This is a genomic window from Photorhabdus bodei, assembly GCF_003287735.1.
Lineage (GTDB): Bacteria > Pseudomonadota > Gammaproteobacteria > Enterobacterales > Enterobacteriaceae > Photorhabdus > Photorhabdus kayaii.
In genome coordinates this window covers 36,400-62,421 of the sequence record NZ_NSCM01000007.1, presented here as the reverse complement: position 1 = coordinate 62,421, position 26,022 = coordinate 36,400, and the positions used below count along the sequence as shown (strand labels likewise).

The 26,022-nt window shown below is 44.2% G+C and carries 22 protein-coding genes and 3 pseudogenes; 21 read left to right on the top strand and 4 right to left on the bottom strand.

The window, feature by feature from the left end:
- The first annotated feature begins 115 nt into the window (after nucleotides 1-115).
- From aroA to CKY02_RS26670, 9 genes and pseudogenes are all read left to right on the top strand, one after another.
- Nucleotides 116-1,402, top strand: a complete 1,287-nt coding sequence (aroA, locus tag CKY02_RS07380) for a 3-phosphoshikimate 1-carboxyvinyltransferase (RefSeq protein WP_112894792.1) — start codon at nucleotides 116-118, stop codon at nucleotides 1,400-1,402.
- 179 nt (nucleotides 1,403-1,581) lie between these two features.
- Nucleotides 1,582-2,265 (top strand): (d)CMP kinase, encoded by a 684-nt coding sequence (cmk, locus tag CKY02_RS07375; RefSeq protein WP_112894791.1) that lies wholly within the window; start codon nucleotides 1,582-1,584, stop codon nucleotides 2,263-2,265.
- Between the two features lie 180 nt (nucleotides 2,266-2,445).
- Nucleotides 2,446-4,119 carry a 30S ribosomal protein S1 gene (gene rpsA, locus CKY02_RS07370; RefSeq protein WP_065390862.1) on the top strand — a complete coding sequence of 558 codons (1,674 nt, stop codon included), beginning with the start codon at nucleotides 2,446-2,448 and terminating at the stop codon, nucleotides 4,117-4,119.
- 65 nt (nucleotides 4,120-4,184) lie between these two features.
- On the top strand, nucleotides 4,185-4,469 hold the full coding sequence (gene ihfB / locus CKY02_RS07365; protein ID WP_011145915.1) for an integration host factor subunit beta: 285 nt from the start codon (nucleotides 4,185-4,187) through the stop codon (nucleotides 4,467-4,469).
- A 452-nt stretch (nucleotides 4,470-4,921) separates the two neighbouring features.
- Nucleotides 4,922-6,200 (top strand): annotated as a pseudogene (locus CKY02_RS07360) (S-type pyocin domain-containing protein); the annotation flags it as partial.
- A gap of 75 nt (nucleotides 6,201-6,275) precedes the next feature.
- Nucleotides 6,276-6,602, top strand: a pseudogene (locus tag CKY02_RS26530) (HNH endonuclease).
- Nucleotide 6,603: 1 nt separating this feature from the next.
- Nucleotides 6,604-6,861: a bacteriocin immunity protein gene (locus tag CKY02_RS07350; RefSeq protein WP_112894790.1), complete on the top strand. Its 258-nt coding sequence runs from the start codon at nucleotides 6,604-6,606 to the stop codon at nucleotides 6,859-6,861.
- Between the two features lie 61 nt (nucleotides 6,862-6,922).
- Entirely contained in the window at nucleotides 6,923-7,261 is a 339-nt protein-coding gene (locus CKY02_RS07345) for a nucleotidyltransferase family protein (RefSeq protein WP_238399153.1), read from the top strand.
- Nucleotides 7,262-7,341: 80 nt separating this feature from the next.
- Nucleotides 7,342-7,668: a HepT-like ribonuclease domain-containing protein gene (locus CKY02_RS26670; RefSeq protein ID WP_205068465.1), complete on the top strand. Its 327-nt coding sequence runs from the start codon at nucleotides 7,342-7,344 to the stop codon at nucleotides 7,666-7,668.
- On the opposite strand, the gene CKY02_RS07335 is transcribed toward CKY02_RS26670, so the two are convergent.
- The 3 genes from CKY02_RS07335 to CKY02_RS23650 all read right to left on the bottom strand — a co-directional run bounded on the left by CKY02_RS07335 (nucleotide 7,645) and on the right by CKY02_RS23650 (nucleotide 9,554).
- Nucleotides 7,645-8,280, bottom strand: coding sequence for a LysE family translocator (locus CKY02_RS07335; RefSeq protein ID WP_112894788.1), 636 nt, complete (start codon nucleotides 8,278-8,280; stop codon nucleotides 7,645-7,647). The two genes, CKY02_RS26670 and CKY02_RS07335, sit on opposite strands and share 24 nt — an antisense overlap.
- 4 nt (nucleotides 8,281-8,284) lie before the next feature.
- Complete coding sequence (locus CKY02_RS07330; RefSeq protein WP_112894787.1) at nucleotides 8,285-9,097, bottom strand: 2OG-Fe(II) oxygenase family protein; 813 nt, start codon at nucleotides 9,095-9,097, stop codon at nucleotides 8,285-8,287.
- Between the two features lie 268 nt (nucleotides 9,098-9,365).
- Entirely contained in the window at nucleotides 9,366-9,554 is a 189-nt protein-coding gene (locus CKY02_RS23650) for a hypothetical protein (protein ID WP_146747405.1), read from the bottom strand.
- A gap of 395 nt (nucleotides 9,555-9,949) precedes the next feature.
- Here CKY02_RS23650 and CKY02_RS07325 point away from each other — a divergent pair, with 395 nt between their 5' ends.
- The 5 genes from CKY02_RS07325 to kdsB all read left to right on the top strand — a co-directional run bounded on the left by CKY02_RS07325 (nucleotide 9,950) and on the right by kdsB (nucleotide 16,189).
- Nucleotides 9,950-12,277: a ComEC family protein gene (locus CKY02_RS07325; RefSeq protein WP_112894786.1), complete on the top strand. Its 2,328-nt coding sequence runs from the start codon at nucleotides 9,950-9,952 to the stop codon at nucleotides 12,275-12,277.
- 35 nt (nucleotides 12,278-12,312) lie between these two features.
- Nucleotides 12,313-14,061 carry a lipid A ABC transporter ATP-binding protein/permease MsbA gene (gene msbA / locus CKY02_RS07320; protein ID WP_112894785.1) on the top strand — a complete coding sequence of 583 codons (1,749 nt, stop codon included), beginning with the start codon at nucleotides 12,313-12,315 and terminating at the stop codon, nucleotides 14,059-14,061.
- The gene (lpxK, locus tag CKY02_RS07315; protein WP_112894784.1) at nucleotides 14,058-15,053 is read left to right on the top strand and encodes a tetraacyldisaccharide 4'-kinase; all 996 of its coding nucleotides are present in this window, start codon (nucleotides 14,058-14,060) and stop codon (nucleotides 15,051-15,053) included. The genes msbA and lpxK overlap by 4 nt, the downstream gene beginning before the upstream one ends.
- 203 nt (nucleotides 15,054-15,256) lie before the next feature.
- Nucleotides 15,257-15,436, top strand: coding sequence for a Trm112 family protein (locus CKY02_RS07310; protein ID WP_011145924.1), 180 nt, complete (start codon nucleotides 15,257-15,259; stop codon nucleotides 15,434-15,436).
- A gap of 3 nt (nucleotides 15,437-15,439) precedes the next feature.
- Nucleotides 15,440-16,189: a 3-deoxy-manno-octulosonate cytidylyltransferase gene (kdsB, locus tag CKY02_RS07305; protein ID WP_112894783.1), complete on the top strand. Its 750-nt coding sequence runs from the start codon at nucleotides 15,440-15,442 to the stop codon at nucleotides 16,187-16,189.
- A 108-nt stretch (nucleotides 16,190-16,297) separates the two neighbouring features.
- Here kdsB and elyC read toward each other — a convergent pair whose 3' ends face one another.
- Nucleotides 16,298-17,134, bottom strand: coding sequence for an envelope biogenesis factor ElyC (elyC, locus tag CKY02_RS07300; RefSeq protein ID WP_112894782.1), 837 nt, complete (start codon nucleotides 17,132-17,134; stop codon nucleotides 16,298-16,300).
- 153 nt (nucleotides 17,135-17,287) lie between these two features.
- Here elyC and cmoM point away from each other — a divergent pair, with 153 nt between their 5' ends.
- The 7 genes and pseudogenes from cmoM to CKY02_RS23645 all read left to right on the top strand — a co-directional run bounded on the left by cmoM (nucleotide 17,288) and on the right by CKY02_RS23645 (nucleotide 25,772).
- On the top strand, nucleotides 17,288-18,067 hold the full coding sequence (gene cmoM / locus CKY02_RS07295; protein WP_112894781.1) for a tRNA uridine 5-oxyacetic acid(34) methyltransferase CmoM: 780 nt from the start codon (nucleotides 17,288-17,290) through the stop codon (nucleotides 18,065-18,067).
- A gap of 10 nt (nucleotides 18,068-18,077) precedes the next feature.
- Nucleotides 18,078-19,400 (top strand): chromosome partition protein MukF, encoded by a 1,323-nt coding sequence (mukF, locus tag CKY02_RS07290; protein WP_112894780.1) that lies wholly within the window; start codon nucleotides 18,078-18,080, stop codon nucleotides 19,398-19,400.
- Nucleotides 19,381-20,103, top strand: a complete 723-nt coding sequence (gene mukE / locus CKY02_RS07285) for a chromosome partition protein MukE (protein ID WP_112876615.1) — start codon at nucleotides 19,381-19,383, stop codon at nucleotides 20,101-20,103. The genes mukF and mukE overlap by 20 nt, the downstream gene beginning before the upstream one ends.
- Nucleotides 20,100-24,548: a chromosome partition protein MukB gene (mukB, locus tag CKY02_RS07280; protein ID WP_112894779.1), complete on the top strand. Its 4,449-nt coding sequence runs from the start codon at nucleotides 20,100-20,102 to the stop codon at nucleotides 24,546-24,548. Before mukE ends, mukB begins: the two co-directional genes overlap by 4 nt.
- Nucleotides 24,549-24,929: 381 nt before the next feature.
- The gene (locus tag CKY02_RS24425; protein ID WP_162120398.1) at nucleotides 24,930-25,100 is read left to right on the top strand and encodes a hypothetical protein; all 171 of its coding nucleotides are present in this window, start codon (nucleotides 24,930-24,932) and stop codon (nucleotides 25,098-25,100) included.
- A gap of 174 nt (nucleotides 25,101-25,274) precedes the next feature.
- Nucleotides 25,275-25,397, top strand: a pseudogene (locus tag CKY02_RS07275) (transposase); the annotation flags it as partial.
- Between the two features lie 54 nt (nucleotides 25,398-25,451).
- Complete coding sequence (locus tag CKY02_RS23645) at nucleotides 25,452-25,772, top strand: hypothetical protein (protein WP_146747404.1); 321 nt, start codon at nucleotides 25,452-25,454, stop codon at nucleotides 25,770-25,772.
- Nucleotides 25,773-26,022: the final 250 nt, after the last annotated feature.

Sequence of the window (26,022 nt, the reverse complement as noted above, 5' to 3'; positions counted from 1 at the left end):
CGGGAACAATGGTTCCCGGCCTATCTCAGGGTAGAAAAAAATATTTCCTCAAACGTAACAATGACTCACTTATAATTAAAAATAACCTAATTGAGAATCGGAGAGCCCGTTATTTATGCAATCCCTGATGCTACAACCTATTTCCTCCATTAATGGAACTATTAACCTGCCGGGGTCAAAAAGTGTTTCTAACCGTGCGTTATTACTGGCGGCTTTCGCCAAAGGTACTACCTGCTTAACTAACTTGTTGGACAGTGATGATATTCGCCATATGCTCAATGCTTTGGCTGCGTTGGGTGTCAGTTATCGTTTATCTGATGATCGTACCCGTTGTGAAGTTGATGGTATTGGTGGGTTGATTACTCATAAAGGCCCGATAGAACTGTTTCTGGGTAATGCCGGCACGGCAATGCGTCCCCTAACCGCCGCGTTATGCTTGGGCAAAAATGACATCGTTCTTACCGGCGAACCCCGGATGAAAGAGCGCCCGATTGGTCATCTGGTGGATGCTTTGCGTCAAGGGGGCGCAGAAATTGATTATCTGGAGCAGGAAAATTATCCGCCGTTACACGTCAAAGGGGGGGGTGTTGGCGGCAAAGTGACGGTAGATGGTCGGGTTTCCAGCCAATTTTTGACCGCATTGCTGATGGCTGCGCCATTGGCGGAAAATGATTCTGAGATTCATATTCAAGGGGAATTGGTTTCCAAACCTTATATTGATATCACTCTGGCATTGATGAAAAGTTTTGGTATTACCGTAAATCACGATCAATATCAGATTTTCCACATTAAAGGCCGACAGCAATACGTTTCTCCGGGGCACTATTTGGTTGAAGGTGATGCCTCTTCTGCTTCCTATTTTCTGGCGGCGGCGGCAATTAAAGGTGGTACTGTGCGGGTGACCGGAATTGGTAAAAATAGCCTTCAAGGGGATATCAAATTTGCCAATGTGCTGGAGAAAATGGGGGCGAAAATTCGTTGGGGTGATGACTTTGTTGAATGTGAACGAGGCTCTCTCACTGGCATTGATATGGACATGAATGAGATCCCTGATGCAGCTATGACCATTGCAACCACTGCGTTGTTTGCGGCAGGGGAGACCGTCATTCGCAATATATACAACTGGCGGGTAAAAGAGACGGATCGGCTGCATGCGATGGCAACTGAATTGCGTAAAGTCGGTGCAGAGGTGGAAGAGGGGAGTGATTACATTCGCATCACACCACCACCAAGATTGTTACCTGCTGAAATTGGTACCTATAATGATCATCGAATGGCGATGTGTTTCTCGTTGGTGGCGCTGTCCGATACACCGGTTACCATTCTCGATCCAGGTTGTACAGCAAAGACCTTTCCTGATTATTTCAATCAATTGGAGAGATTAAGCCAGCGAAAGTCATAATTATCGATTATTATGATTTAATAAAGCGTATTTCTTTGATCAAAATCTATCTACATGGCATACGCTTATTTCGTTCACTCTGTGAGTGCGTATAATAAACGGCAGATATTGATTATTTTATTGAGTAAATATTCAGCATCTGGTGAAGTGTTAACTTGCCATGCTAAAGGAGAACAATAATGGTGGCGATAGCCCCAGTAATAACTGTTGATGGGCCAAGCGGTGCGGGTAAAGGAACATTATGCCAGGCACTGGCAGAGGCCTTAGGCTGGCAACTGCTTGATTCAGGTGCTATTTATCGAGTGTTGGCACTGGCAGCGATTCATCATCAGGTGGATATCCAGTCTGAAGACGCGTTAGTTCCTCTGGCTGCTAATCTTGATGTGCGCTTTGTCCCGAGAAAAGGGAAGCTCAGTGTGATGCTTGAGGGCGAGGATGTCAGTAATGAGATCCGGACCGAGACGGTCGGCAATACTGCCTCGAAGGCGGCTGCTTTTCCACGAGTTCGTGAAGCCTTGTTACGGCGTCAGCGTGCTTTTCGGGTTGCACCGGGCTTGATTGCAGATGGCCGTGATATGGGAACTGTGGTGTTTTCTGATGCCCCGGTAAAAATATTCCTTGATGCCAGTGCAGAAGAACGTGCGCGCAGACGTATGCTACAGTTGCAGGAAAAAGGCTTTAGTGTTAACTTTGAATGTCTTTTGTCCGAGATACAGGAACGTGATTACCGCGACCGTAACCGGGCAGTTGCGCCGTTAGCGCCGGCTGGAGATGCATTAATATTGGATTCAACCAGTATGTCTATCGAAGAAGTTATCGACAAGGCGCTAAATTATGCGAAAAAAATTCTCTCAATTACCTGAGCGATTTTAAGTTTTTAGCTTATAATTGATGACGATGTACTAAAAATTAGGTACGCGGGTATCGAATTTTTCCGCAAACCAAACAACCTTGTTACAGGGAATAGTAGCAGGGCATGTAAAACAACCCCATTCGGCGGGAAGCTAAATGGACGTTAAATTAAAATCTTGAAGATCATTAACATGACAGAATCTTTTGCTCAACTCTTTGAAGAATCCCTGCAATCTATTGAAACTCGTCCAGGTGCTATCGTTCGCGGCATCGTTGTTGCTATTGATAAAGACGTTGTATTGGTTGATGCAGGTCTGAAATCAGAATCCGCTATTCCTGTAGAACAGTTTAAAAATGTTCAGGGTGAGCTGGAAATCCAGGTCGGTGATGAAATTGATGTTGCGCTAGACGCTGTTGAAGATGGTTTTGGTGAAACTGTTCTGTCTCGTGAGAAAGCAAAACGCCATGAAGCGTGGCTGATGCTGGAAAAAGCTTACGAAGACGCAGAAACAGTTACCGGCATCATCAACGGTAAAGTAAAAGGCGGTTTTACTGTTGAACTGAACGGTATCCGCGCATTCCTGCCTGGTTCTCTGGTTGATGTTCGTCCAGTTCGTGATACAACTCACCTGGAAGGTAAAGAGCTTGAGTTTAAAGTCATCAAACTGGATCAGAAACGCAACAACGTCGTGGTTTCTCGTCGTGCTGTTATCGAATCTGAAAACAGTGCGGAACGTGATCAACTGCTGGAAAACCTGCAAGAAGGTATGGAAGTTAAAGGTATCGTTAAGAACCTGACTGACTACGGCGCATTTGTTGATCTGGGTGGCGTTGATGGCTTGCTACACATTACTGATATGGCTTGGAAACGTGTTAAACATCCAAGTGAAATCGTCAATGTGGGCGATGAAATCGCAGTTAAAGTACTGAAATTTGACCGTGAGCGTACCCGTGTATCTCTGGGCCTGAAACAACTGGGCGAAGATCCTTGGGTAGCAATCGCTAAGCGTTATCCAGAAAGTACTAAACTGACTGGTCGCGTAACTAACCTGACTGATTACGGTTGCTTCGTGGAAATCGAAGAAGGCGTTGAAGGTCTGGTACACGTTTCAGAAATGGACTGGACCAACAAAAACATCCACCCATCTAAAGTGGTTAACGTTGGTGACGTTGTGGAAGTTATGGTTCTGGATATCGACGAAGAACGTCGTCGTATCTCCTTAGGTCTGAAACAGTGTAAAGCTAACCCTTGGCAGCTATTTGCTGAAACTCACAACAAAAATGACCGTGTTGAAGGTAAGATCAAGTCTATTACTGACTTTGGTATCTTCATTGGTCTGGATGGCGGCATTGATGGCTTGGTTCACCTGTCTGACATCTCCTGGAACGTTGCTGGAGAAGAAGCCGTTCGTGAATACAAAAAAGGCGATGAAATCGCGGCTGTTGTTCTGCAAGTAGATGCAGAGCGTGAGCGTATCTCTCTGGGCATTAAACAACTGGCAGAAGATCCATTCAATAACTACCTATCTGTGAACAAGAAAGGTGCTATTGTTACTGGTAAAGTTACCGCAGTTGATGCTAAAGGTGCGACAGTAGAACTGGCTGACGGCGTTGAAGGTTACCTGCGTGCATCAGAAGCTTCTCGTGACCGTGTTGAAGATGCAACGCTGGTTCTGAACGTGGGTGATGCAGTTGAAGCTAAATATACTGGTGTTGATCGCAAAAACCGCGTTATCAACCTGTCTGTTCGCGCTAAAGACGAAGCTGACGAGAAAGACGCTATCGCTTCTGTGAACAAACAAGAAGACGCAAACTTTGCAAACAATGCAATGGCTGAAGCTTTCAAAGCAGCGAAAGGCGAATAATTCGAGTGAATAACGGTGGATAACACGTAAGTGTTATCCAAGTACGGTAGTTTAGGGAGGTACTCATGACCAAGTCTGAATTAATTGAAAGACTTGCTGGCCAGCAGTCTCATATTTCGGCCAAAACCGTTGAAGATGCAGTGAAAGAAATACTCGACCATATGGCAATAACATTGGCAGATGGTGAACGTATAGAGGTGCGCGGATTCGGCAGTTTTTCTCTTCACTACCGTGCTCCGCGCGTAGGTCGTAACCCTAAAACGGGTGATAAAGTGGAGCTGGAAGGTAAATACGTTCCCCATTTTAAACCTGGCAAAGAGTTGCGTGATCGCGTGAATATCTACGATTAAGTTTGAAGATAACAAGTTATTGCTTATTCTAAACGGTGTCTTTGGTGCTGTTTTAGATTAGTAATAAAGTGCTGGCCTTTTGGTCAGCACTTTTATCTAATTAAGATTCATATAAAAAGAGCTAACTTTTATACTGAGAAAACCTTCCCCATAATCCTGTCAATTTGATGTTGTGTCCCCAGAAATCACTTGCATGTAAAATCAATATCGTCATTGGTTTCAAATTTATGCGTGATATTCGCTTCTGATAAAAAAATGTATCAAAAATGTTATAAAACATGAGGAATTACCAGCATTAATCAACTTCATTTCTATAAATTTCGGAATACTCCTATATACTTTTAAGTGAAATTTGTTGCATAATTGAACATTTATTAATCCATAAGTGGTGAAAACATGATGATTTCAGTTAGAACCACTCTTCATGTATAAATCACTGGAGAAGTGAATAGATGGCAATAGGGTATTTCCTGCTGGTTGGTGATAAAACAACTTGCGGCGGCCAGATTATTACTGGTGATCACACCATGACATTTAATGGGCGAGCAACTGCTCGTGAAGGAGATAAAGTTACCTGTGGTAAACATCCCGGCACTTACATTATTGTCGGTGGTGTAACAGATATGTTTGACATGGGGCGTAAGTTGGCTGGCACATTGGATAGTATTAGCACTTGTCCCTGTCGGTCCCGATTTATTAATTCCGTGATGGGACAGTTACGAGAAGCAGGATCAGCCTCGTCAACAAGCGCCTGCTCATATGACCGCGCAAAATTTCTTGTCACCGGTGAAGGAAGTGGGAAATATCCAATCCTCACCACTGCCTGTAAAACAAGCACCTCCTCCACCGATCCCGGTATTTGCCAAATCCCGCCAGAGGGGTAAAGGTTGTACTGATGCCGGTACGGAAACTGAACCGGTAAATAACTTTGGTAGGATGGCGATATATCAGGTTCCGTTATCTCCTGCTCCGGTAACGGTATTAAAACCTGAACAGCCTCCGCAGGATAACAAACATCCACCCAAACCGGATAAATCGCAGGATAAAAAATTACCGTGGTATAAACGGTGGCTTAGCGGCAGCAAAGATAAAGCGGAAGCTGCTGCTATCGCTGTGGCTGCAACTACTCGTGGCGCTATAGCAGATAGTGAAGCGTTGGTAATGCGTTACATCGGTGGCGGCATTACCAGCGCCGGGCGCTGGCTGGCGGTACCAAATCCGTTGACAGTCGGATTAATGGGGCTGTTTTATTCATCCGGATTAAATGAAGGCGAAGAAGATTACTTAAACCAGCATCATCTTAGTGAAATTGCAGAACAGTTTGGTAAAGCGCCGACCCGTATTCGTTTTCGCTGGATAAGAGATGAAAGAAGCGGCAGGATAGCGGTTCAGGGGTATCATGTCAGTCCGGAAAGTGGCTTGGATAAAGTGCCGGTTCGTATGATGAAACTGAATCAGGCCACCGGTAATTACGAGTTCTGGGAACAGGGAGAAAATCGGCCAACGATTCTATGGACACCAAGCGAACAGGAATTCAAGGTTCCACCGCATACCGGGAATGAGGAACAGCCGTTTATTCCGTCTCAGATAACGGTATTACCGATTCCAGATAAAGTGGGTAGCGATATTGAATCGTTGCCCATACCGGAAGAGAAGGATTTCCGCGATTATATTCTGGTATTTCCAGCCAATTTAGGTATTAAACCGATCTATGTGATGTTTAATACCCCTCGAAATCAACCGGGAGTGGTCACTGGTCGAGGACAAAAAGTTGAAGGTAGCTGGTTAAGTCTTGCAGGATAAGATATGGGCGCACCGATTCCCAGTCAGATAGCGGATAAGTTGCGAGGGAGGACATTTAATAACTTCGATGATTTCAGAAGGGCGTTTTGGAAAGAGGTTGGTAATGATCCTGAGTTGTCTAAACAATTTAAAAGAACCAATTAAGAAGATGTGAAAAACGGTTTGTCTCCTTATTCACCTAAGTTAGAGCAAGTAGGTAGTAGACAAAAATATGAAATACATCATGTTCAGTTTATTAAAGATGATGGCTCTGTTTATGGACTCGATAATCTGCGAGTAATAACTCCGAAGCGGCATATTGAAATTCATTCTAATAAAGAGGAAAAATAGGATGGAATTAAAAAGTAAGTTAGAAGAATATACTGAAACGGAGTTTTTAGAATTAATTAGCATGATCTTTGAGGGGAAATATTCTTCTGAGGCAGAGCACGATGCAATCGTAAACAATATTGTGAGAGTCTCAGAATATCCTGCAGGTACAGATTTATTGTATTATCCTGAAGATGGCATTGAAGATAGCCCAGAAGGTGTGCTTAAAGTAGTAAAAGAATGGCGAGCCAGAAATGGTAAACCGGGCTTTAAAGAATAACCAGCCTAGTACTTGGTACCGACATTACTGATGGAAAGCGGACCTTAGTATTGCTTTCCCCTTGGTACCCCCATATTATAAAACTAGATTTTGTTGTGGAGTTAATGGCATGAAACCATCAATAGCCTTAGCTGCTAATCGGGAGGCCATCCGTCGCGTAGTGGAGTCTCATCGTGCCCGTAATGCCCGTGTTTTCGGGTCTGTTATACACGGTGATGACACCGAGGACAGTGACTTGGACATCCTGATTGACCCGACGCCGGAAACCACTCTTTTTGATATTGGCGCGATCCGGCACGAGTTGTTGCAACTGCTCGGTGTGCCAGTGGATGTGTTGACTCCGAAGGCACTACCAGAGAGATTCAGGGCGGCCGTTCTTGCCGAGGCGGTGCCTGTATGAGCCGTGATCAGTAGCGTCTTGTCGACTATCTGGCGCACATCCTCGAAGCCATCAAGCGTATCGACAGCTACACGGAAGACATGGATGAACTGGCGTTCTTAAACAACCAGTTGGTGCAGGATGCCGTGATCCGCAACTTCGAGATCATCGGCGAGGCCAGTAATAACATTGGGAAGCATTATCCCAATTTCGCTGTTGCTAACCCTGAATTGCCATTGTCGTTTGCTTACCTGATGCGTAATGCTTTGGCTCATGGCTACTTCAAGGTGGATTTTGAGATTGTCTGGAAAACGATCCATAGCGCTCTACAATGCCTAAGGATATCCACGAAATTTCGTTTGATTAAAAACGTTATTCGACCCTCAGGCATAGCATTTCCTGACTTAAGAAAATTTCAGATTAAATAATGTTATTGAATATGAAAAGAAATAGATTCCAAGCATAATAAGAACGACACCGCTGGTGTAATTAATAAACTTGATAACACGGTGACTGAGCATTTTCCTGGAGAAGAATATCACAGTATTAATAAAGGCAACCCAAACAATGACGCCAATAATTGTCCCTGCTGCACCAATAGCTAAACTATATTTACCTGATGCAATATTGTTGAGTTGTGCGCTGACAGACAGCCAAAAAATAACATTGTATGGATTTAATAGTGTCAACAATACACCATCAAAAAATTGCCTATGATAGGGTTTGGAGATGATATTGATATTTCCCTCATTTTTCTTATTTATGAAGCTGGTAATACCAAACCAAATGACCATCAATGCGCCTAAAAACCCAAAAATAGGCATAAAAATAGTATTGGAAAACAATTGTAATATACCAAAACCTAAAAGTAATAAATAAATTATATCGGCAAAACAAGCACCTAAGCCAAAAATTACTGCGTGAAGACAACTGATATTCAAGTGTCTACGCATAATTTCTATATTTATAGGGCCAACGGGAGCCGCAGCTCCCAATCCTAAAAGAAAAAATGTTCCTAATGTACTGATTACACCAACCATATAATTAATTCCATAACATGAGATGTTTATTTAGTGATAATCCAATGAAGCTTTGTAATGATATTCTGCACCCTTCGGAAAAACTACGAATAGCATGGGGTTTCCTGGTGTTTATTATAATCAAATCTCCTTGTTCTGGTTTAATAAGGATGGATGGCGGAAGTGTGCCTCGCCAATCATTTTCTGCGTTATCTTCGATTAACTCGGTAATAGGGATTTCAGGAACATCCCACAGCTCAAGCTCTCCTCCATTTGCAGGCATTTTTATATAGATATTCACTGAGAATTGGCCCAACAAATTGACCGATTGTTGTTGAAGGCCATCAAAATGGGGTTGTTTTTCAACCATGAAAGAGCGTTCCGGCCTGCTCATCACTCTGGCAATACCCGCATGCATCTTTTTACCTTCAAAGTTTGCAATGCTGGCCCCGGCGGACCATATCTCGTCCAGTTCTAAACGAAATTTATCGAAAGGAGCTAACATTGGAGCACAGAAATTTCTGACATTTCTGATGGCAGGTAACGCATTTTCAAAATATTTTTTATAGCTATCGCTATCTTTGGATTTGCCAAAAGTTGTATTGTAAGATGGACCAATTCTATCAACACCATAATCAACTAAAACAACTTCATCTCCTTTTTTCAAATCATGAGGGTGACATTCCAGATTTTCGTGGGAGAGGAGAAAATCAGAGAGCTTGTTTGCAATAGGACTATCAACATATTTCTTTATATGGATTGCTAACACTTCATCATTAAATAATTTAGTAAGATGATGTTCTTGCAGAGAGTCAGATACAATTATTTTGTTTTTCATAAAAACCACCTTATTGTATTTAACATGATTTTTTGATTATTTTCCATATAAAAATAGAATGGAAATATTAATTTAGTATTATTTAAATCTAATCAATGCGATCTTAATCACAAAACAAAAAGTAGACAAGCAGTTAAGTAGTTTCACTAATTCGGTGATCAATAACTTAGGTAATATTTGATAATAATTATTTTTATTGTTTTATACCCGTCATCTTTCAAGTTGCCTCTTTGTTGGCTGCACTCGCTCACCCCGGTCACATAGTTACCTATGCTCCCGGGGATTCTCTCCCTTGCCGTCGCGATGCATCTTGAAATCCATAGGGTATATACTCGTCATCTTTCAAGTTGCCTCTTTGTTGGCTGCACTCACTCACCCCGGTCACATCGTTATCTATGCTCCCGGGGATTCGCTCCCTTGCCGTCGCGATCCATATTGAAATCCATTGGGTATACATATGGTTGGATTAATTGTTCTATTAATCTATAGGCTTGGTTAATAATTTCAAAAATGAATTTGATATTTAATTATAATAATAAGTGAATAATGTAACTTATCGTGAGTTTATAATGTTTATTTATGTCTGTAATGAGAATGCAGATAAAACATTACGAAATATTTTATTTGATATCAATATCGCAATGTTGCATTTGCGATCAATATAACATTTGGTGGGTAATTAGCAGGTGGCAGTTTCTGTATTTGCGAAGCTGTTCGCATATATTTTTGAAATGACTGTTAACCTGAAATTAATCTGCGAAGGTGTTTGATAATTTTTCTTGTGCTTCTGGCTGCTTTGTAAAAAATAAGGAATACTCTGCTGGAAAAATAAAAGGGTAAGGATGAATAAGGATGTGGTTTTCAGTTATGATAAGTAAGATAACAACAAATTGGAAACAACCTATACCAATCATTAGCGTGAATCAGGCCGCAATAGCTATTATTGTCGGTATTGTACCCTTGCTTTTTCTGCCTGAGTTACCACAGAAATGGCAGGTTATGACATTGCTATTACTGGCGCTATTCTGCTTATTCTTACCATTTTGTTTTTGCCGGATGGTTTCAATTTCGTTACTGGCATTTCTTATTGGGTGCTGGCAGGGAAATCATCTGCTCGAACAGATAATCTATTTTAGTGAAAAAGCGCATTTATCACGGGTTATTATTGAAAGTTTATCATTAGATAATGAAGAGAAAGGCAGGGTTATCCTGCGTATTATTGAGAATGAAAACAAAGTTATTTTTCCGCCACTGTATGTTTCCGCTTATTGGGATATTTCGCCTGAATCTCTGTGTGCTGGTCAAGAATGGCGGCTGAAAATGAAATTACGGCCAGTTCATAGTCAGCTAAATCAAGGTGGATATGATAGCCAGCGTAGGGCATTAGCTATCCGCCGACCTTTAACAGGGAAAGTCATTCATGCTGAATTAATTGACGGGAAATGTAACTTACGTCAGCGATTGGTCAGTCATATTGCACCGGATATTCGTGAATTGAAGCATAGTGGCATTGCGATGGCATTAGCATTCGGAGAGCGTCAGTGGTTAAGTAAGGAGGATAATTTATTATTACAACAAACAGGTACGGCTCACCTTATGGCCATTTCAGGGTTGCATATTACTGTTGCCAGTATGTTTGGTTGGTGGATGGCAAGATTATTACAACTCTTCTTTCCCGTGCACTGGATAGGGCACAGATTTCCATTGATTATCGGTTGGATAGTGGCAATAAATTACGTCTGGTTATCGGGTTGGGGCATTCCGGCTATTCGTGCATTACTGGGTTTAACGCTCTGGCTATATTTACGTTACAGAAATATTCTCTGTTTCCCTTGGCAGTGGGCATTGTGGACAGCCGCAATGATTCTCTTATTTGATCCCCTGACTGTGCTTTCTGATAGCTTCTGGCTCTCCTTCTTTGCTGTGATGGCGATAATGTTCTGGTTCTTTTGGGCACCGTTGATTGAGCCATTTCGTTATGGTTGGAAATGGCTATGGCTGCGCGGGTTATATATGCAAATGGGTATGATGCTGATGCTTATTCCTCTCCAGCTATTATTATTTCATGGTGTCAATTTTGCCGCTTTATTTGCTAATTTCTGGGCCGTGCCAATCATCTCTTTTATTTCTGTTCCGTTGATTATGCTGGCATTAATAAGTAATTTTTGTTCTCTTATTCATGCGTTATTATGGCAATTAGTCGATTACTCTATAACCTTCTCTTTAATTCCTTTGCCAGTTTTGCAACAGTCATGGAGTGAAACGGGTCGTTTTCCTCTATTAATAACGTTTATTGGCTGGTTTGTTGTCATCATTTGGCGATTTGCTTGGTGGCAATCATATAAGTTACTGATTGGCATTTCTTTAGGGATAATGCTCTGCTATCTGAGGCGCAACGAAGAATATCTGTGGCGATTTTCTATGCTGGATGTTGGGCACGGGCTTGCGGTTATCATTGAAAAAGATGGCAAAGCGCTGATTTTTGATACCGCTAATCGTTGGGAAACTGGCAGTATGGCGGAAAGGGTGATAATCCCTTATTTGCGTTGGCATCGATTAACGCCAGAGCAGATTATTATCAGTCATGATCATCTTGACCATACCGGTGGGTTAGAATCCTTACAACAAAAATATCCAGGTATTGCTGTGAGAAGTTCTTTAATTAATCAGCAACATCTTCCATGTATACGCGGTGAACAGTGGCTCTGGCAGGGGTTGAGCTTCCGTGTATTATGGCCGCCGGTAAGATCATTACACGCAGGTAATGACGAATCTTGCGTCATTCGGGTAGAAGATGGCAAACATAGCTTGCTTTTAACCGGAGATCTGGAAAAGCAAGGGGAATATAAGCTATTGGGAATAGAAAAAGAGAATTTAAAATCGACCGTATTGCAGGTTCCACATCATGGTAGTAACACGTCATCTACAGCCGCTTTTATTCATACCGTCTCACCACAATATGCACTGGCCTCTGTTGCACGTTATAGCCCGTGGCGACTTCCTTCGGTTAAAGTGCAGCGACGTTATCGTAAAATTGGGGCAGAATGGCGTAGTACCGCGGTATCCGGGCAGATAACGGGTTATTTTTATGGCGATCATGTTGAAATGATGAGCTATAGGCAACAAATTATGTCACGTTGGTATCATCAGTGGTTTGGTATTCGTAGTGATCATGAGTAGAATAACCCGCTATTTCTTTTTGTGTTGGTAACTCAATAATGAATGATAAAGACCTTTCTACCTGGCAGACGTTTCGCCGACTATGGCCAATTGTCTCTCCGTTCAGAATTGGGCTGATAGTTGCTGCGGTTGCTCTGATCCTTAATGCTGCCGGTGATACGTTAATGCTTTCATTGCTTAAGCCTTTACTTGATGAAGGTTTCGGCAAAGCAAGCAGTGATGTACTGAAATGGATGCCACTGATTGTGATTGCTTTAATGATTATGCGAGGGCTATCCGGGTTTGTATCAAGTTATTGTATCTCTTGGGTCTCCGGTAAAGTGGTAATGCAGATGCGTCGCCGTCTGTTCAGCCATATGATGGGGATGCCGGTGTCATTTTTTGATCAGCAATCTACAGGCACTCTGCTTTCCCGTATCACTTATGATTCTGAACAAGTGGCCTCCTCCTCTTCCAGTGCACTGATTACTGTGGTCAGGGAAGGGGCATCCATAATCGGCCTGTTTATTTTGATGTTTTACTATAGCTGGCAATTATCTCTGATCCTGATTGTGATTGCGCCGATTGTGTCATTGGTGATTCGCGTGGTATCGAAGCGATTTCGCAGTATTAGTAAAAATATGCAGAATAGCATGGGGCAAGTCACAGCCAGTGCTGAGCAGATGTTGAAAGGGCATAAAGAAGTGCTCATTTTTGGCGGGCAGAAAGTAGAAACTGAGCGTTTTAATAAAGTCAGTAACCATATGCGTCAGCAAGGCATGAAAATGGTTTCTGCTTCATCAATTTCTGATCCCATCATTCAGCTTATTGCCTCGTTTGCTTTGGCCTTTGTCCTGTATGCAGCAAGTTTCCCGGATATTATGGAAACACTGACAGCGGGTAAAATTACGGTCGTATTTTCATCAATGATTGCGTTGATGCGTCCATTGAAATCGTTGACTAATGTTAATGCGCAATTCCAGCGAGGCATGGCCGCTTGTCAGACTCTGTTTTCGATTCTGGATATGGAACAGGAAAAAGATGACGGTAAGCTGGAGCTTAAAAAAGCGAACGGTGATATTGAATTCCGTAATGTGACTTTCTGTTATCCAACCAAGGAATTACCGGCGTTACAAAATATTTCCATGTATATCCCGGCGGGAAAAATTGTTGCTTTGGTAGGGCGTTCTGGTTCTGGTAAATCCACAATAGCGAATTTGCTGACCCGTTTTTATGATGTCAACGAAGGTAATATTTTGCTGGATGGGCATGATTTGCGGGAATATACGCTCTCTTCCTTGCGTGGACAGGTTGCTCTGGTATCGCAGAATGTGCATCTATTTAATGACACGGTAGCGAATAATATTGCTTATGCCAGTGAAAACCGATACAGCCGTGAAGAGATTGAGAAAGCCGCTGAGATGGCTTATGCAATGGACTTCATCAGGAAGTTAGATAACGGCTTGGATACGATGATCGGTGAGAATGGTGTGCTACTTTCTGGCGGCCAACGTCAGCGTATTGCTATCGCACGCGCCTTGTTGCGTGATTCTCCGGTTTTGATTCTTGATGAGGCAACCTCGGCGCTGGACACGGAATCTGAACGGGCAATTCAGGCTGCACTGGATGAATTGCAGAAAAACAGAACCTCGCTGGTTATTGCACATCGTCTATCAACCATTGAAAACGCGGATGAAATTCTGGTGATTGAAGATGGGCATATTGTTGAACGGGGTAATCATCTCTCTCTGTTGGAGCGAAATGGTGTCTACTCACAACTACATAGGATGCAATTTGGTCAATGATTGAGCGCATATGGTCAGGCCGCTCATGGCTTTATTTGCCGTTATTACCTTTTTCAGCCCTTTATGGGCTGATAAGTGGCTTACGGTGGTTGAGTTATAAAACAGGCTTGAGTCAATCCTGGAAAGCGCCTGTGCCTGTTGTGGTCGTGGGTAATCTAACTGCCGGCGGTAATGGTAAAACGCCGGTGGTTATTTGGCTGGTGGAGCAGTTGCAGCAAAAAGGTTATCGGGTTGGTGTTGTTTCCCGTGGTTATGGGGGGAAAGCAGAAAATTATCCTCTGTTGGTGACTGAAAATGTCACCACGGCTCAGGCCGGTGATGAACCGGTATTAATTCATCGTCGTACTGGCGCGCCAGTGGCGGTTGCGCCAAAACGGGTTGAGGCGGTGAAAGCATTACTGGCAGGCACGCCACTGGATATCATCGTGACTGATGATGGCTTACAGCATTATGCTTTGCAGCGGGATTTTGAAATTGCGGTTATTGATGGCATGCGCCGTTTTGGGAATGGTTGGTGGCTTCCGGCTGGCCCAATGCGTGAACTATCTGGGCGGTTGAACAGGGTTAATGCCATTATCACCAACGGTGGTACTCCTCAGCCAGGCGAATTATCCATGACATTAGCTGGCGAGTTAGCTGTGAATATGGTGAGCGGTGAAAAACGCGCCGTGAATCTCATACCTCACGCTGTTGCGATGGCTGGAATCGGCCATCCACCTCGGTTCTTTGCGACCTTGCAGCAGTTAGGTGCTGACCTACAAAAGGAGTACGCATTTGCCGATCATCAAACGTACACCGAAGATCAACTAAACCACCTGACTGATGCAAACCAGAATTTACTGATGACGGAAAAAGATGCGGTTAAGTGTTTTAGTTTTGCTCAGCCAAATTGGTGGTATTTACCAGTAGATGCTCGGTTACCCCATGAAAAGGGAGAGATAATGCTGAACAAGATTTGTTCGTTATTGGAGATGAATAAAAATATTAAGTAAATATACCCTATGGATTTCAAGAGGCATCGTGACGGTAAGGGAGCGAATCCCCGGGAGCATAGCTAATGATGTGACTGGGGTGAGCGTGTGCAGCCAACAAAGAGGCAACTTGAAAGATAACGGGTATAACAAGAGTTAACGATGATACCAAGCTTATGTTATTCTGAGTTGCATTAAATTAAAGCTCCATAATTGGAGGATGTATGGATCATCGTTTACTCGAAATTATTGCCTGCCCTGTATGTAACGGAAAACTCAGTTACGATAAAGAGAATTTTGAACTCATTTGTAAGTTGGATCGACTTGCGTTTCCTGTACGTGATGGTATTCCCGTCCTGTTAGAGCACGAAGCCCGTGAATTACCTCTGGATGAGGAAAAATAAGAGATGTTCACCGTTATTATTCCTGCTCGCTTTGCTTCAACCCGTTTACCCGGTAAACCTTTAGCCGATATTCACGGCAAGCCGATGATTGTCCGTGTCATGGAGCGGGCGAAGCGTTCAGGTGCTGCACGCGTCATTGTGGCAACAGATAATCACGACGTTGTTGATGCCGTTGTGGCTGCCGGTGGAGAGGCCTGTCTGACCAACGAAAATCACCATTCTGGTACTGAACGATTAGCTGAGGTTATCAACAAATATCAATTTTCCGATGATGAAATTATCGTTAATGTTCAGGGGGATGAACCATTAATTCCCGAAGAGATCATTAAACAGGTTGCAGAGAATTTGGCGGGTTGTAAAGCGGGAATGGCAACGTTGGCTGTGCAGATTCATGATGCGGAGGAAGCTTTTAACCCTAATGCTGTGAAAGTCGTTATGGATAAACAGGGTTATGCGCTCTATTTCTCCAGAGCAACCATTCCCTGGGAGCGTGACCGTTTTATTCAATCACGAGAAACGATTGGGGATAATTTCCTGCGTCATATTGGTATTTATGCCTATCGCGTGGGTTTTATCCGTCGCTATGTGCAATGGGAGCCGAGCCCGTTGGAGCAAATTGAAATGCTGGAACAACTGCGGGTACTTTGGTATGGCGAAAAAATTCATGTGGGGATTGCATTAAAAGCGCCGGGAGTGGGCGTTGATACGCCGGAAGATTTGGCAGCAATCAGAAAAGTGTTTACTGAAATCTGATTGGTTGTTTGAACTTATTTTTTGATTAACGAAAGCGCGTCAATTTATTGTTGTTTATTTCTATATTGTTTATTTCTATCGCGCTTTCGTTTCTCTATCTATCTTGCTTCAAGAAGTAGCTTGAGGATTATTTAGCGGCTGATAATGCTCTGATTTTTGTGGGTGTTCCAGATCCTTCGACGGCTTAATGCGTTGCCAGAGGGTGCCTAAAGTTTCATACCATACCCGCTCTGAATGAGATAGAAAGTAAGCTGAGGGCAGATATTTTTCCCAAGGATGTAATGGTGAAGTGATCGCTAATTGGTTAGCTGGGCCGGGAATGGGGTTCAACCTATGTTGTTTAAAGAAAGTGATTGCTCGCTGCATATGATTGGCGGAAGTTACTAAAATAAAGGGTTGGTTACCAATTAGTTTCTTAACTTCATTGGCTTCTTGCTCAGTATCCATTGGCTTTGTTAGTGCAATCGTATCTTCTGCGGGCACGCCGAGCGATTGGGCTACGATAGCGGCAACTTCAGCGCTACTTTTAACATTCGCCCCTTTGCCGCCGGTAAAGACCATTTTAGAGCCGGGGTTCAGGCGATATAAACGAATACCTTCTGTCACTCGTGGCAAACTGTTGTTAAGTAAGTTTGAACTGGGTGCCCAATTTGGGTTATAAGTGAAGCCTCCACCAAGAACGACGATATAATCAACCGGTGGATTGTGATTGGGATCAGATTGGTCGCTGTTAGCATAAACCGATTCCACCGGTAACAGCAGCTTATCGGCAACAGGTTGCAAACTTAGCAGAAGTAGCGTGAGCCAACTCAATGTTAGAACTGTTTTTCCTGTTTTTTGCCAACGGGTAAACCACAGCAGTAATAAAGCAGCAAGTGAAATTAGTAATATTAATGGCAGAGGCATCACCATTGCACCGAGGTACTTTTTAAATAAAAATTGCATCTATTTGCCTTAATTTGGTTGAATTATAGTCATGTGGTTCACAGTTTGTCGTCAAAAGTGGTTATATCAACGAATGCTGTGCCAAAATAGCAGCCAGCGTAATGAAATCTCAACAGATAAATCAGATCTATTCCATTAGTGAGGCAGTTTTTCATGCGGGATCGCAATTTCGATGATATTGCAGACAAATTCTCTCGTAATATTTACGGCACAACCAAAGGTAAAATCAGGCAAGCCGTTGTCTGGCAGGATATTAGCGAATTACTGGCTCAATTACCTCAACGTCCACTGCGTATTTTGGATGCGGGTGGTGGTGAGGGAAATATAGCATGCCAATTAGCTGAATTGGGTCATCAAGTGATATTGTGTGATTTATCAGAAGAGATGATCCAGCGGGCAAGGCTGGCCGCGGAAGAAAAAGGGGTCAGCCAAAATATGCAATTTATACAAAGTCCGGTACAGGAAATTAGCCAATATATAGAGCAGCCGGTAGATTTGGTATTATTCCATGCAGTACTTGAGTGGATTACCGATCAGAAATATGTAATAGAAGTGCTAATGAATATCATTAATCCGGGTGGCGCTCTATCTTTAATGTTTTACAATGCCAATGGTTTGGTCATGCGTAATGCTATTTTAGGTAATTTTCATTTGGCGACACCCAATATACAACGTCGCAGAAAACGTTCATTATCGCCTCAGAATCCATTGGCACCAGAGCAGGTATATCAATGGCTTGATGAATTAAATATGACGATTACCGGCAAAACCGGTGTGCGTGTTTTTCACGATTATTTGCAAAATCGTCAATTACAGAGCGAAAACTTTCCGGCGTTGCTGGAATTGGAACAGCGTTATTGCCGACAGGAGCCTTATATCAGCTTGGGGCGCTACATTCATGTCATGGCACGCAAGCCAGCTTTAACAGTTTAAAGGACAAATTATGAGTGAATATTCCCAGACTGTCCCGGAACTGGTGTCTTGGGCCAGGAAAAACGATTTTTCCATCTCCTTGCCTGTAGAAAGACTGGCTTTTCTGATGGCAATTGCGGTGTTGAACAGCGAGCGTCTTGATGGCGAGATGAACGAAGGGGAGCTGGTTGATGCTTTTCGTGAAGTTTGCAAAGGATTTGAGCAGACCACGGAATCTGTCGCTGTGCGGGCCAACAATGCTATCAATGACATGGTGCGTCAGAAACTTCTTAACCGTTTCACCAGTGAATTGGCCGATAACCATGCAATCTATCGCTTAACCCCGCTTGGAATAAGTATCAGTGACTACTACATTCGTCAGCGGGAATTTTCTACCTTACGTCTTTCGATGCAACTATCGGTGGTGGCGAGTGAGTTACACCGGGCAGCAGAAGCGGCGGAAGAAAGGGGAGATGAATTTCATTGGCACCGTAATGTTTTTGCGCCGCTGAAATATTCTGTGGCGGAAATCTTCGACAGCATCGACATGTCTCAGCGCGTAATGGACGAACAGCAAAGCTCGGTTAAAGAAGATATTGCGGCGTTGCTGAATCAAGATTGGCAGGCAGCGATTGCCAACTGTGAACAACTGTTATCCGAAACATCGGGTACGTTGCGGGAACTCCAGGACACACTGGAAGCGGCCGGAGATAAACTACAGGCTAATTTGCTGCGTATTCAGGAAGCCAATATGGACAGTGGTGGATCAGAACTGGTTGATAAACTGGTATTTGATCTGCAAAGCAAACTGGACCGTATTATCAGTTGGGGTCAGCAGGCGATTGATTTATGGATTGGCTATGATCGTCACGTTCACAAATTTATCCGAACTGCGATTGATATGGATAAAAACCGTATTTTCTCTCAGCGCTTACGTCAATCAGTTCAACACTATTTTGATAACCCGTGGACCCTCACCGTTGCCAACGCCGAACGTTTGCTCGATATGCGGGACGAAGAATTGACGTTACGCAATGAAGAAGTCACGGGTGAACTGCCATTAGCGCTGGAATATGAAGAATTCAGTGAAATAAACGACCGACTGGCAGAAATGATTGAAAAAGCGCTGTTGATATATCAGCAGGAACAGCGCCCACTGGATTTAGGTGCAGTGTTAAGGGATTACCTTGCTCAGCATCCGCTCTCTCGTCACTTTGATGTGGCGCGTATTTTGGTGGATCAAGCTGTGCGATTGGGTGTGGCAGAAGCGGATTTCTCTGGGCTGCCAGCGGAATGGTTAGCGATTAATGATTACGGAGCCAAGGTACAGGCACATGTCATCGACACATATTGAACAATTTATGCCAGTTAAACTGGCACAGGCGTTAGCCAATTCACTTTTCCCGGAACTGGATAGCCAACTTCGCGCGGGTCGTCATATCGGGATAGATGATCTTGATAACCATGCTTATCTGATGGATTTTCAGGAGCAATTGGAGGAATTTTACGCCCGCTATAATGTGGAGTTGATCCGTGCACCGGAAGGTTTCTTCTATCTGCGGCCCCGTTCAACCACATTGATCCCGCGCTCGGTATTATCAGAGCTGGATATGATGGTAGGAAAAATTCTTTGTTATCTCTATCTCAGCCCGGAACGTCTGGCTAATCAGGGGATTTTTACTGCTCAAGAGCTGTACGAAGAGCTGATCTCACTGGCTGATGAGGGCAAGTTGATGAAGTTTGTCAACCAGCGCTCCTCCGGTTCCGATTTGGATAAACAGAAATTGCAGGAAAAAGTGCGCACGGCGCTGAACCGTCTGCGCCGTTTGGGCATGGTCTATTTCCTGCCGAATGACAACAACAAATTTACCATTACTGAGGCGGTATTCCGTTTTGGTGCGGATGTACGCAGTGGCGACGATCCTCGTGAAGTACAACTGAGGATGATCCGTGATGGTGAGGCAATGCCGGTTGAAGGCGGTTTGTCGCTTGATGACAGTGAAAATGATGAAACACCGGATAACTCAGCAGAAGGTGCGGGAGATGAACAACCATGATTGAACGCGGTAAATTTCGTTCACTGACGCTGGTTAACTGGAATGGTTTTTTTGCCAGAACATTTGATCTTGATGAATTAGTGACAACCTTATCAGGCGGTAATGGGGCGGGTAAATCCACCACGATGGCGGCTTTTGTCACCGCGCTGATCCCTGATTTAACCTTGTTGCATTTCCGTAACACCACCGAAGCCGGTGCCACTTCCGGTTCTCGTGATAAAGGTTTGCACGGCAAATTGCGGGCGGGGGTCTGTTACTCAACGCTGGATGTGATTAACTCTCGGCATCAGCGGGTGGTGGTCGGGGTGAGATTGCAACAGGTAGCGGGGCGTGACCGTAAGGTCGATATCAAACCTTTTATGATTCAAGGGTTGCCAACCGCTATTCAACCTACGCAGTTATTGACTGAAAATGTGGGTGAAAGACAGGCGCGAGTATTGCCACTGAATGAACTGAAAGATCGCCTTGATGAGATGGAAGGTGTGCAGTTCAAACAATTTAACTCCATCACAGATTATCATGCGCTGATGTTTGATTTGGGGGTAATACCCAAACGCCTGCGTTCAGCGGGTGATCGTAGTAAATTCTATCGTCTGATCGAAGCTTCCCTGTACGGCGGTATTTCCAGCGCCATTACCCGTTCCCTGCGTGATTACCTATTGCCGGAAAACAGTGGTGTTCGCAAGGCATTTCAGGATATGGAAGCGGCGCTGCGTGAAAACCGTATAACACTGGAAGCTATCCGGGTAACTCAATCTGATCGCGATCTGTTTAAACATTTGATTACCGAAGCAACTTCTTACGTTTCCGCTGATTATATGCGCCATGCCAATGAGCGTCGCACTCATCTGGATCAAGCACTGGCATTGCGTGGAGAGCTATTTGGTAGCCATAGGCAACTGGCAACCGAACAGTATCGCCATGTCGAAATGGCGCGGGAACTGGCTGAGCAGAGTGGAGCTTCTGTTGATTTAGAAGCTGATCATCAGGCCGCCAGTGATCATCTGAATTTGGTGCAGACAGCCATGCGCCAGCAAGAAAAAATTGACCGTTATCAGGGAGATCTGGAAGAACTCTCTTACCGTCTGGAAGAGCAAACTGAGGTTGTTGAAGAAGCTGCGGAACTTCAGTCTGAATATGAAGCCAGAGCGGAAGCGGCGGAACAGGAAGTCGATGAGCTGAAAAGCCAGTTGGCGGATTACCAGCAAGCACTGGATGTTCAGCAAACTCGCGCTATTCAGTATCAACAGGCGTTACAAGCGCTGGAACGTGCTCGTGAGCTTTGTCGGTTACCGGATCTTGCCGCTGATAATGCAGAAACATGGCTGGAAACCTTTCAGGCTAAAGAGCAACAGGCGACAGAAGCCATGTTGGCGCTGGAACAGAAATTAAGTGTTGCTGATGCGGCTCATAGCCAGTTTGAGCAGGCATATCAACTGGTTAAAAACATGGTTGGTGAAATCAGCCGCAGTGAAGCGTGGCAGAGTGCTCGTGAATTGCTGCGTGACTGGCCGTCACAGCAACATCTTGCGGATCGTGTGCCGCCATTGCGAATGCGATTGGCTGAACTGGAGCAGCGCCTGACCAACCAACAAAATGCAGAGTTTTTATTAAACGAATTTTGTAAACGCCAGGGGCAGCAATATCAGGTTGAAGATCTGGAAGGATTACAAAATGAACTTGAAGCTCGTCAGGAAGCACTAAGCCTAAGCGTTAATGAAAGTGGTGAACACCGCATGGAGATGCGTCAGGCGCTTGAGCAACTGAAACAGAAAATTCAATCATTGACTACCCGGGCCCCAGTTTGGCTAGCTGCACAGGATACCCTGCATCAGCTATGCGAACAGAGCGGTGAAACACTGACAAGCAGCAATGACGTGACGGAATATATGCAGCAGTTGCTTGAACGTGAACGTGAAGCCACGGTAGATCGTGATGAAGTTGCGGCACAAAAGCGTGAGTTGGAAAAACAGATCGAGCGCCTCAGCCAGCCGAGCGGAGCGGAAGATAGCCGGATGATTGCGTTGGCGGAACGTTTCGGTGGAGTTTTGCTGTCAGAAATTTATGACGATATCACCATTGATGATGCACCGTACTTTTCCGCTCTGTATGGGCCAGCGCGTCATGGCATTGTGGTGCCCGATCTTTCTCTGGTTCGTCCACACCTTGAAACGCTGGAAGATTGCCCGGAAGATCTCTATCTAATTGAAGGAGATCCGCAATCCTTTGATGACAGCGTATTTAGTGCCGAAGAGCAGGCAAATGCGGTACTGGTCAAATCTTCTGACCGCCAATGGCGTTATTCCCGTTACCCTGAATTGCCATTGTTTGGCCGTGCTGCCAGAGAAAACCGTCTAGAAGCTTTGAATCTGGAACGAGATACCTTGGCAGAGCGTTATGCTACGCTCTCTTTTGATGTGCAGAAAATCCAACGTGCGCATCAGGCATTCAGTCAGTTTGTGGGTAAACACCTGTCTGTGGCATTTGATACCGATCCGGAAGCCGAAATCCGCGAACTGCGGCAGCGTCACACAGAACTCGAACGTGAACTATCCCGGTTTGAAGAGCAGACCCAACAACAGCGTCAGCAATATACTCAGGCTAAAGAGAGCCTGACGACATTAAATCGCCTGATCCCTCAAGTTACGCTATTGCTGGATGAAACCTTAATCGATCGCGTAGAAGAGATACGTGAAGAGCTGGAAGAAGCGCAGGAAGCGGCTCGTTTCCTGCAACAACATGGTTCGTCATTAGCGAAGTTGGAACCGATGGTTGCTGTTCTGCAAAGCGATCCACAGCAGCATGAACAGTTGCAACGGGACTATGAAACGGCCAAACAGAGCCAGCATCAGGCTAAACAACAAGCTTTTGCGCTGGTGGAAGTGGTACAGCGTCGCGCGCATTTTAGCTACAGTGATTCTGCGGGTATGCTCAGTGAAAATGCGGATCTTAATGACAAACTGCGTCAGCGTCTGGAACACGCGGAATCGGATCGCCGCCGCGCCCGCGAACAACTGCGTCAACAGCAAGCGCAGTATTCCCAATTTAACCAAGTGCTGGCATCCCTGAAAAGTTCTTACGAAACCAAACAGGATATGCTGAAAGAGCTGGAACAGGAGATGAAGGAGATTGGTGTTCAAGCGGATGCGAATGCTGAAATGCGTGCCCGCGAGCGCCGTGATCGGCTCCATGAGGCGCTCAGCACTAACCGTTCCAGAGTCAATCAGCTTGAGAAGCAGATCGCCTTTTGCGAAGCGGAAATGGATAGCTTGCAGAAGAAACTGCGTAAACTGGAACGCGATTACCATCAAATCCGTGAACAGGTGGTTTCTGCCAAAGCGGGCTGGTGCGCGGTGATGCGCATGGTGAAAGATAATGGTGTTGAACGTCGTCTGCATCGCCGTGAACTGGCCTATATGGATGGTGGCGCGTTACGTTCCATGTCGGATAAGGCGTTGGGTGCATTGCGTCTGGCGGTGGCTGATAACGAACATCTACGTGATGCGCTGCGTTTGTCCGAAGATCCAAAACGCCCTGAACGTAAAGTGCAATTCTTTATTGCCGTTTATCAGCACCTGCGCGAACGCATTCGTCAAGATATTATCCGCACTGACGATCCGGTTGATGCCATTGAACAGATGGAAATTGAGCTGGCTCGTTTAACAGAAGAGCTGACCGCCCGCGAGCAGAAATTAGCCATTAGCTCGAAGAGTGTGGCGAATATTATCCGCAAAACCATTCAACGTGAGCAGAACCGCATCCGCATGCTGAACCAAGGGCTGCAAGCTGTTTCCTTCGGACAAGTCCGTGGTGTGCGGTTGAATGTAAACGTGCGTGAAAGCCACGCGATATTGCTGGATGTGCTTTCTGAACAGCAGGAACAACATCAGGACCTATTTAACAGCCAGCGATTGACCTTCTCTGAGGCAATGGCAAAACTTTATCAGCGTCTGAATCCGCAAGTGGATATGGGACAGCGCTTGCCGCAAACTATAGGTGAAGAGTTGTTGGATTACCGTAACTACTTGGAACTGGACGTTGAAGTTAACCGCGGATCGGATGGCTGGTTAAAAGCAGAAAGTGGGGCGTTGTCTACTGGTGAAGCGATCGGTACCGGCATGTCGATTTTGGTGATGGTGGTGCAGAGTTGGGAAGAAGAATCCCGCCGTTTGCGTGGTAAAGATATTTCCCCTTGTCGATTGTTATTCCTTGATGAAGCGGCGCGTTTGGATGCTAAATCTATCGCTACTTTGTTTGAATTATGTGAGCGTCTGCAAATGCAATTGATTATCGCTGCCCCGGAAAATATCAGTCCTGAAAAAGGGACCACCTATAAACTGGTGCGTAAGGTATTTAAAAACCACGAACATGTGCATGTGGTAGGGTTGCGAGGATTTGGACAGGATGTGCCGGCAACCCAATTGATTTCAGATGCTACCGCTTAATTAAATGGATGCTTTACGGTAATTGTAAGTAGGGAAAATAAAGAGAGTGCGCCACGGATGGCGCAATGGATATTTAGCTTGAGGTTGTACCGTTATTTTTTGCTTATTAGATTCGGTATTAGTTGACCACTACACTCGGATTTATTTTTGATTAAAAATATTCGCGATCTTGCCCTGAGTGTACAATGGGAGAAAAACCGAGGAAAAATGTAGTTAAATATACATATTGAATTTTAATATTCAATATATCATAAACAGGTGTTATATAATTTTCTTTCGAAACTTTCTTTTTTTAGTCTAATTTGTTTTTCCTTGTTGGCAAATAAATCTTGGGCAAACAACTGTAGTGACTGCAAATCTATTAACGGGGAGTTTGTTAAAGTGAAAGAAGTGGGAATTGTAGTAGGCCAGTATAACTACATCCTAACTAAGGATGGTAAAAAAGTGGAAATTCATGATAATGCTGTTCAGAAAGCACAGATTGCTTTTGTTCTGGATTTGCCATTTTATATAGACGATAGAATAACAAATTACTCCATTAAAAAGGATTGAAATAGAACGGATGGATGATTTCTATCCAAATTTTATAGCTGCCATAATATACCCAATGGATTTCAAAATGGATCGCGACGGCAAGGGAGCGAATCCCCGGGAGCATAGATAACTATGTGATCGGGGTGAGAGAGTGCAGCCAACAAAGAGGCAACTTGAAAGATGACGGGTATAATACCAATATACAGCGTGGCAAAGGTTGTCCCACTGATAAAAAGTTTGACAACAAGAGAAATATTCAAATGTTGTCCTCAGATGAAAAGGACACTCTGGGGCGGAGAATTTTGGACTGATGGGTAAATCGATATCCTTTCACTAACCTTATAGTAGTTTTATTTTAATGGAATATTCATGAATAAAAAAATCAGTGCTATTTTCATTGCCTTGTCTTTATTTTCGGCACCATCATTCTCGGGGCAGTACACGATATCTGGCTATGTTCAGTGGCTTAAAGCTAATTCAGATAAACACTGCTGGGGATATTTAAATTCAATTGGATATGGACAGGGCTTCTATTTAGATGACTGCAATCAGGAGATGATGCATTTGTTAAGGACAGCTCAAATTATTGGTACAAAAGTAGACATATACCCTATGGATTTCAAGATGCATCGCGGCGGCAAGGGAGCGAATCCCCGGGAGCATAGAGAACTATGTGACCGGGGTGAGTGAGTGCAGCCAACAAAGAAGCAACTTGAAAGATGACGGGTATAACCATCGAAGGTGATGGTAGTGAGTACAAACCTTTATATGCTGTTACACTTTACCGTGAATAAGTTATACCAGAATAAAGGGCATTGTTGTAAACAGCGGCTCAGGGGAATCCTTTCCGCAGAAGTTTTTCAATTTAATGTAAATGGGATGGGTAGTACTGTTTCAATGTTTTAAGATACCCCGCTGCTTGCGGCGGGGCTCTTCATTT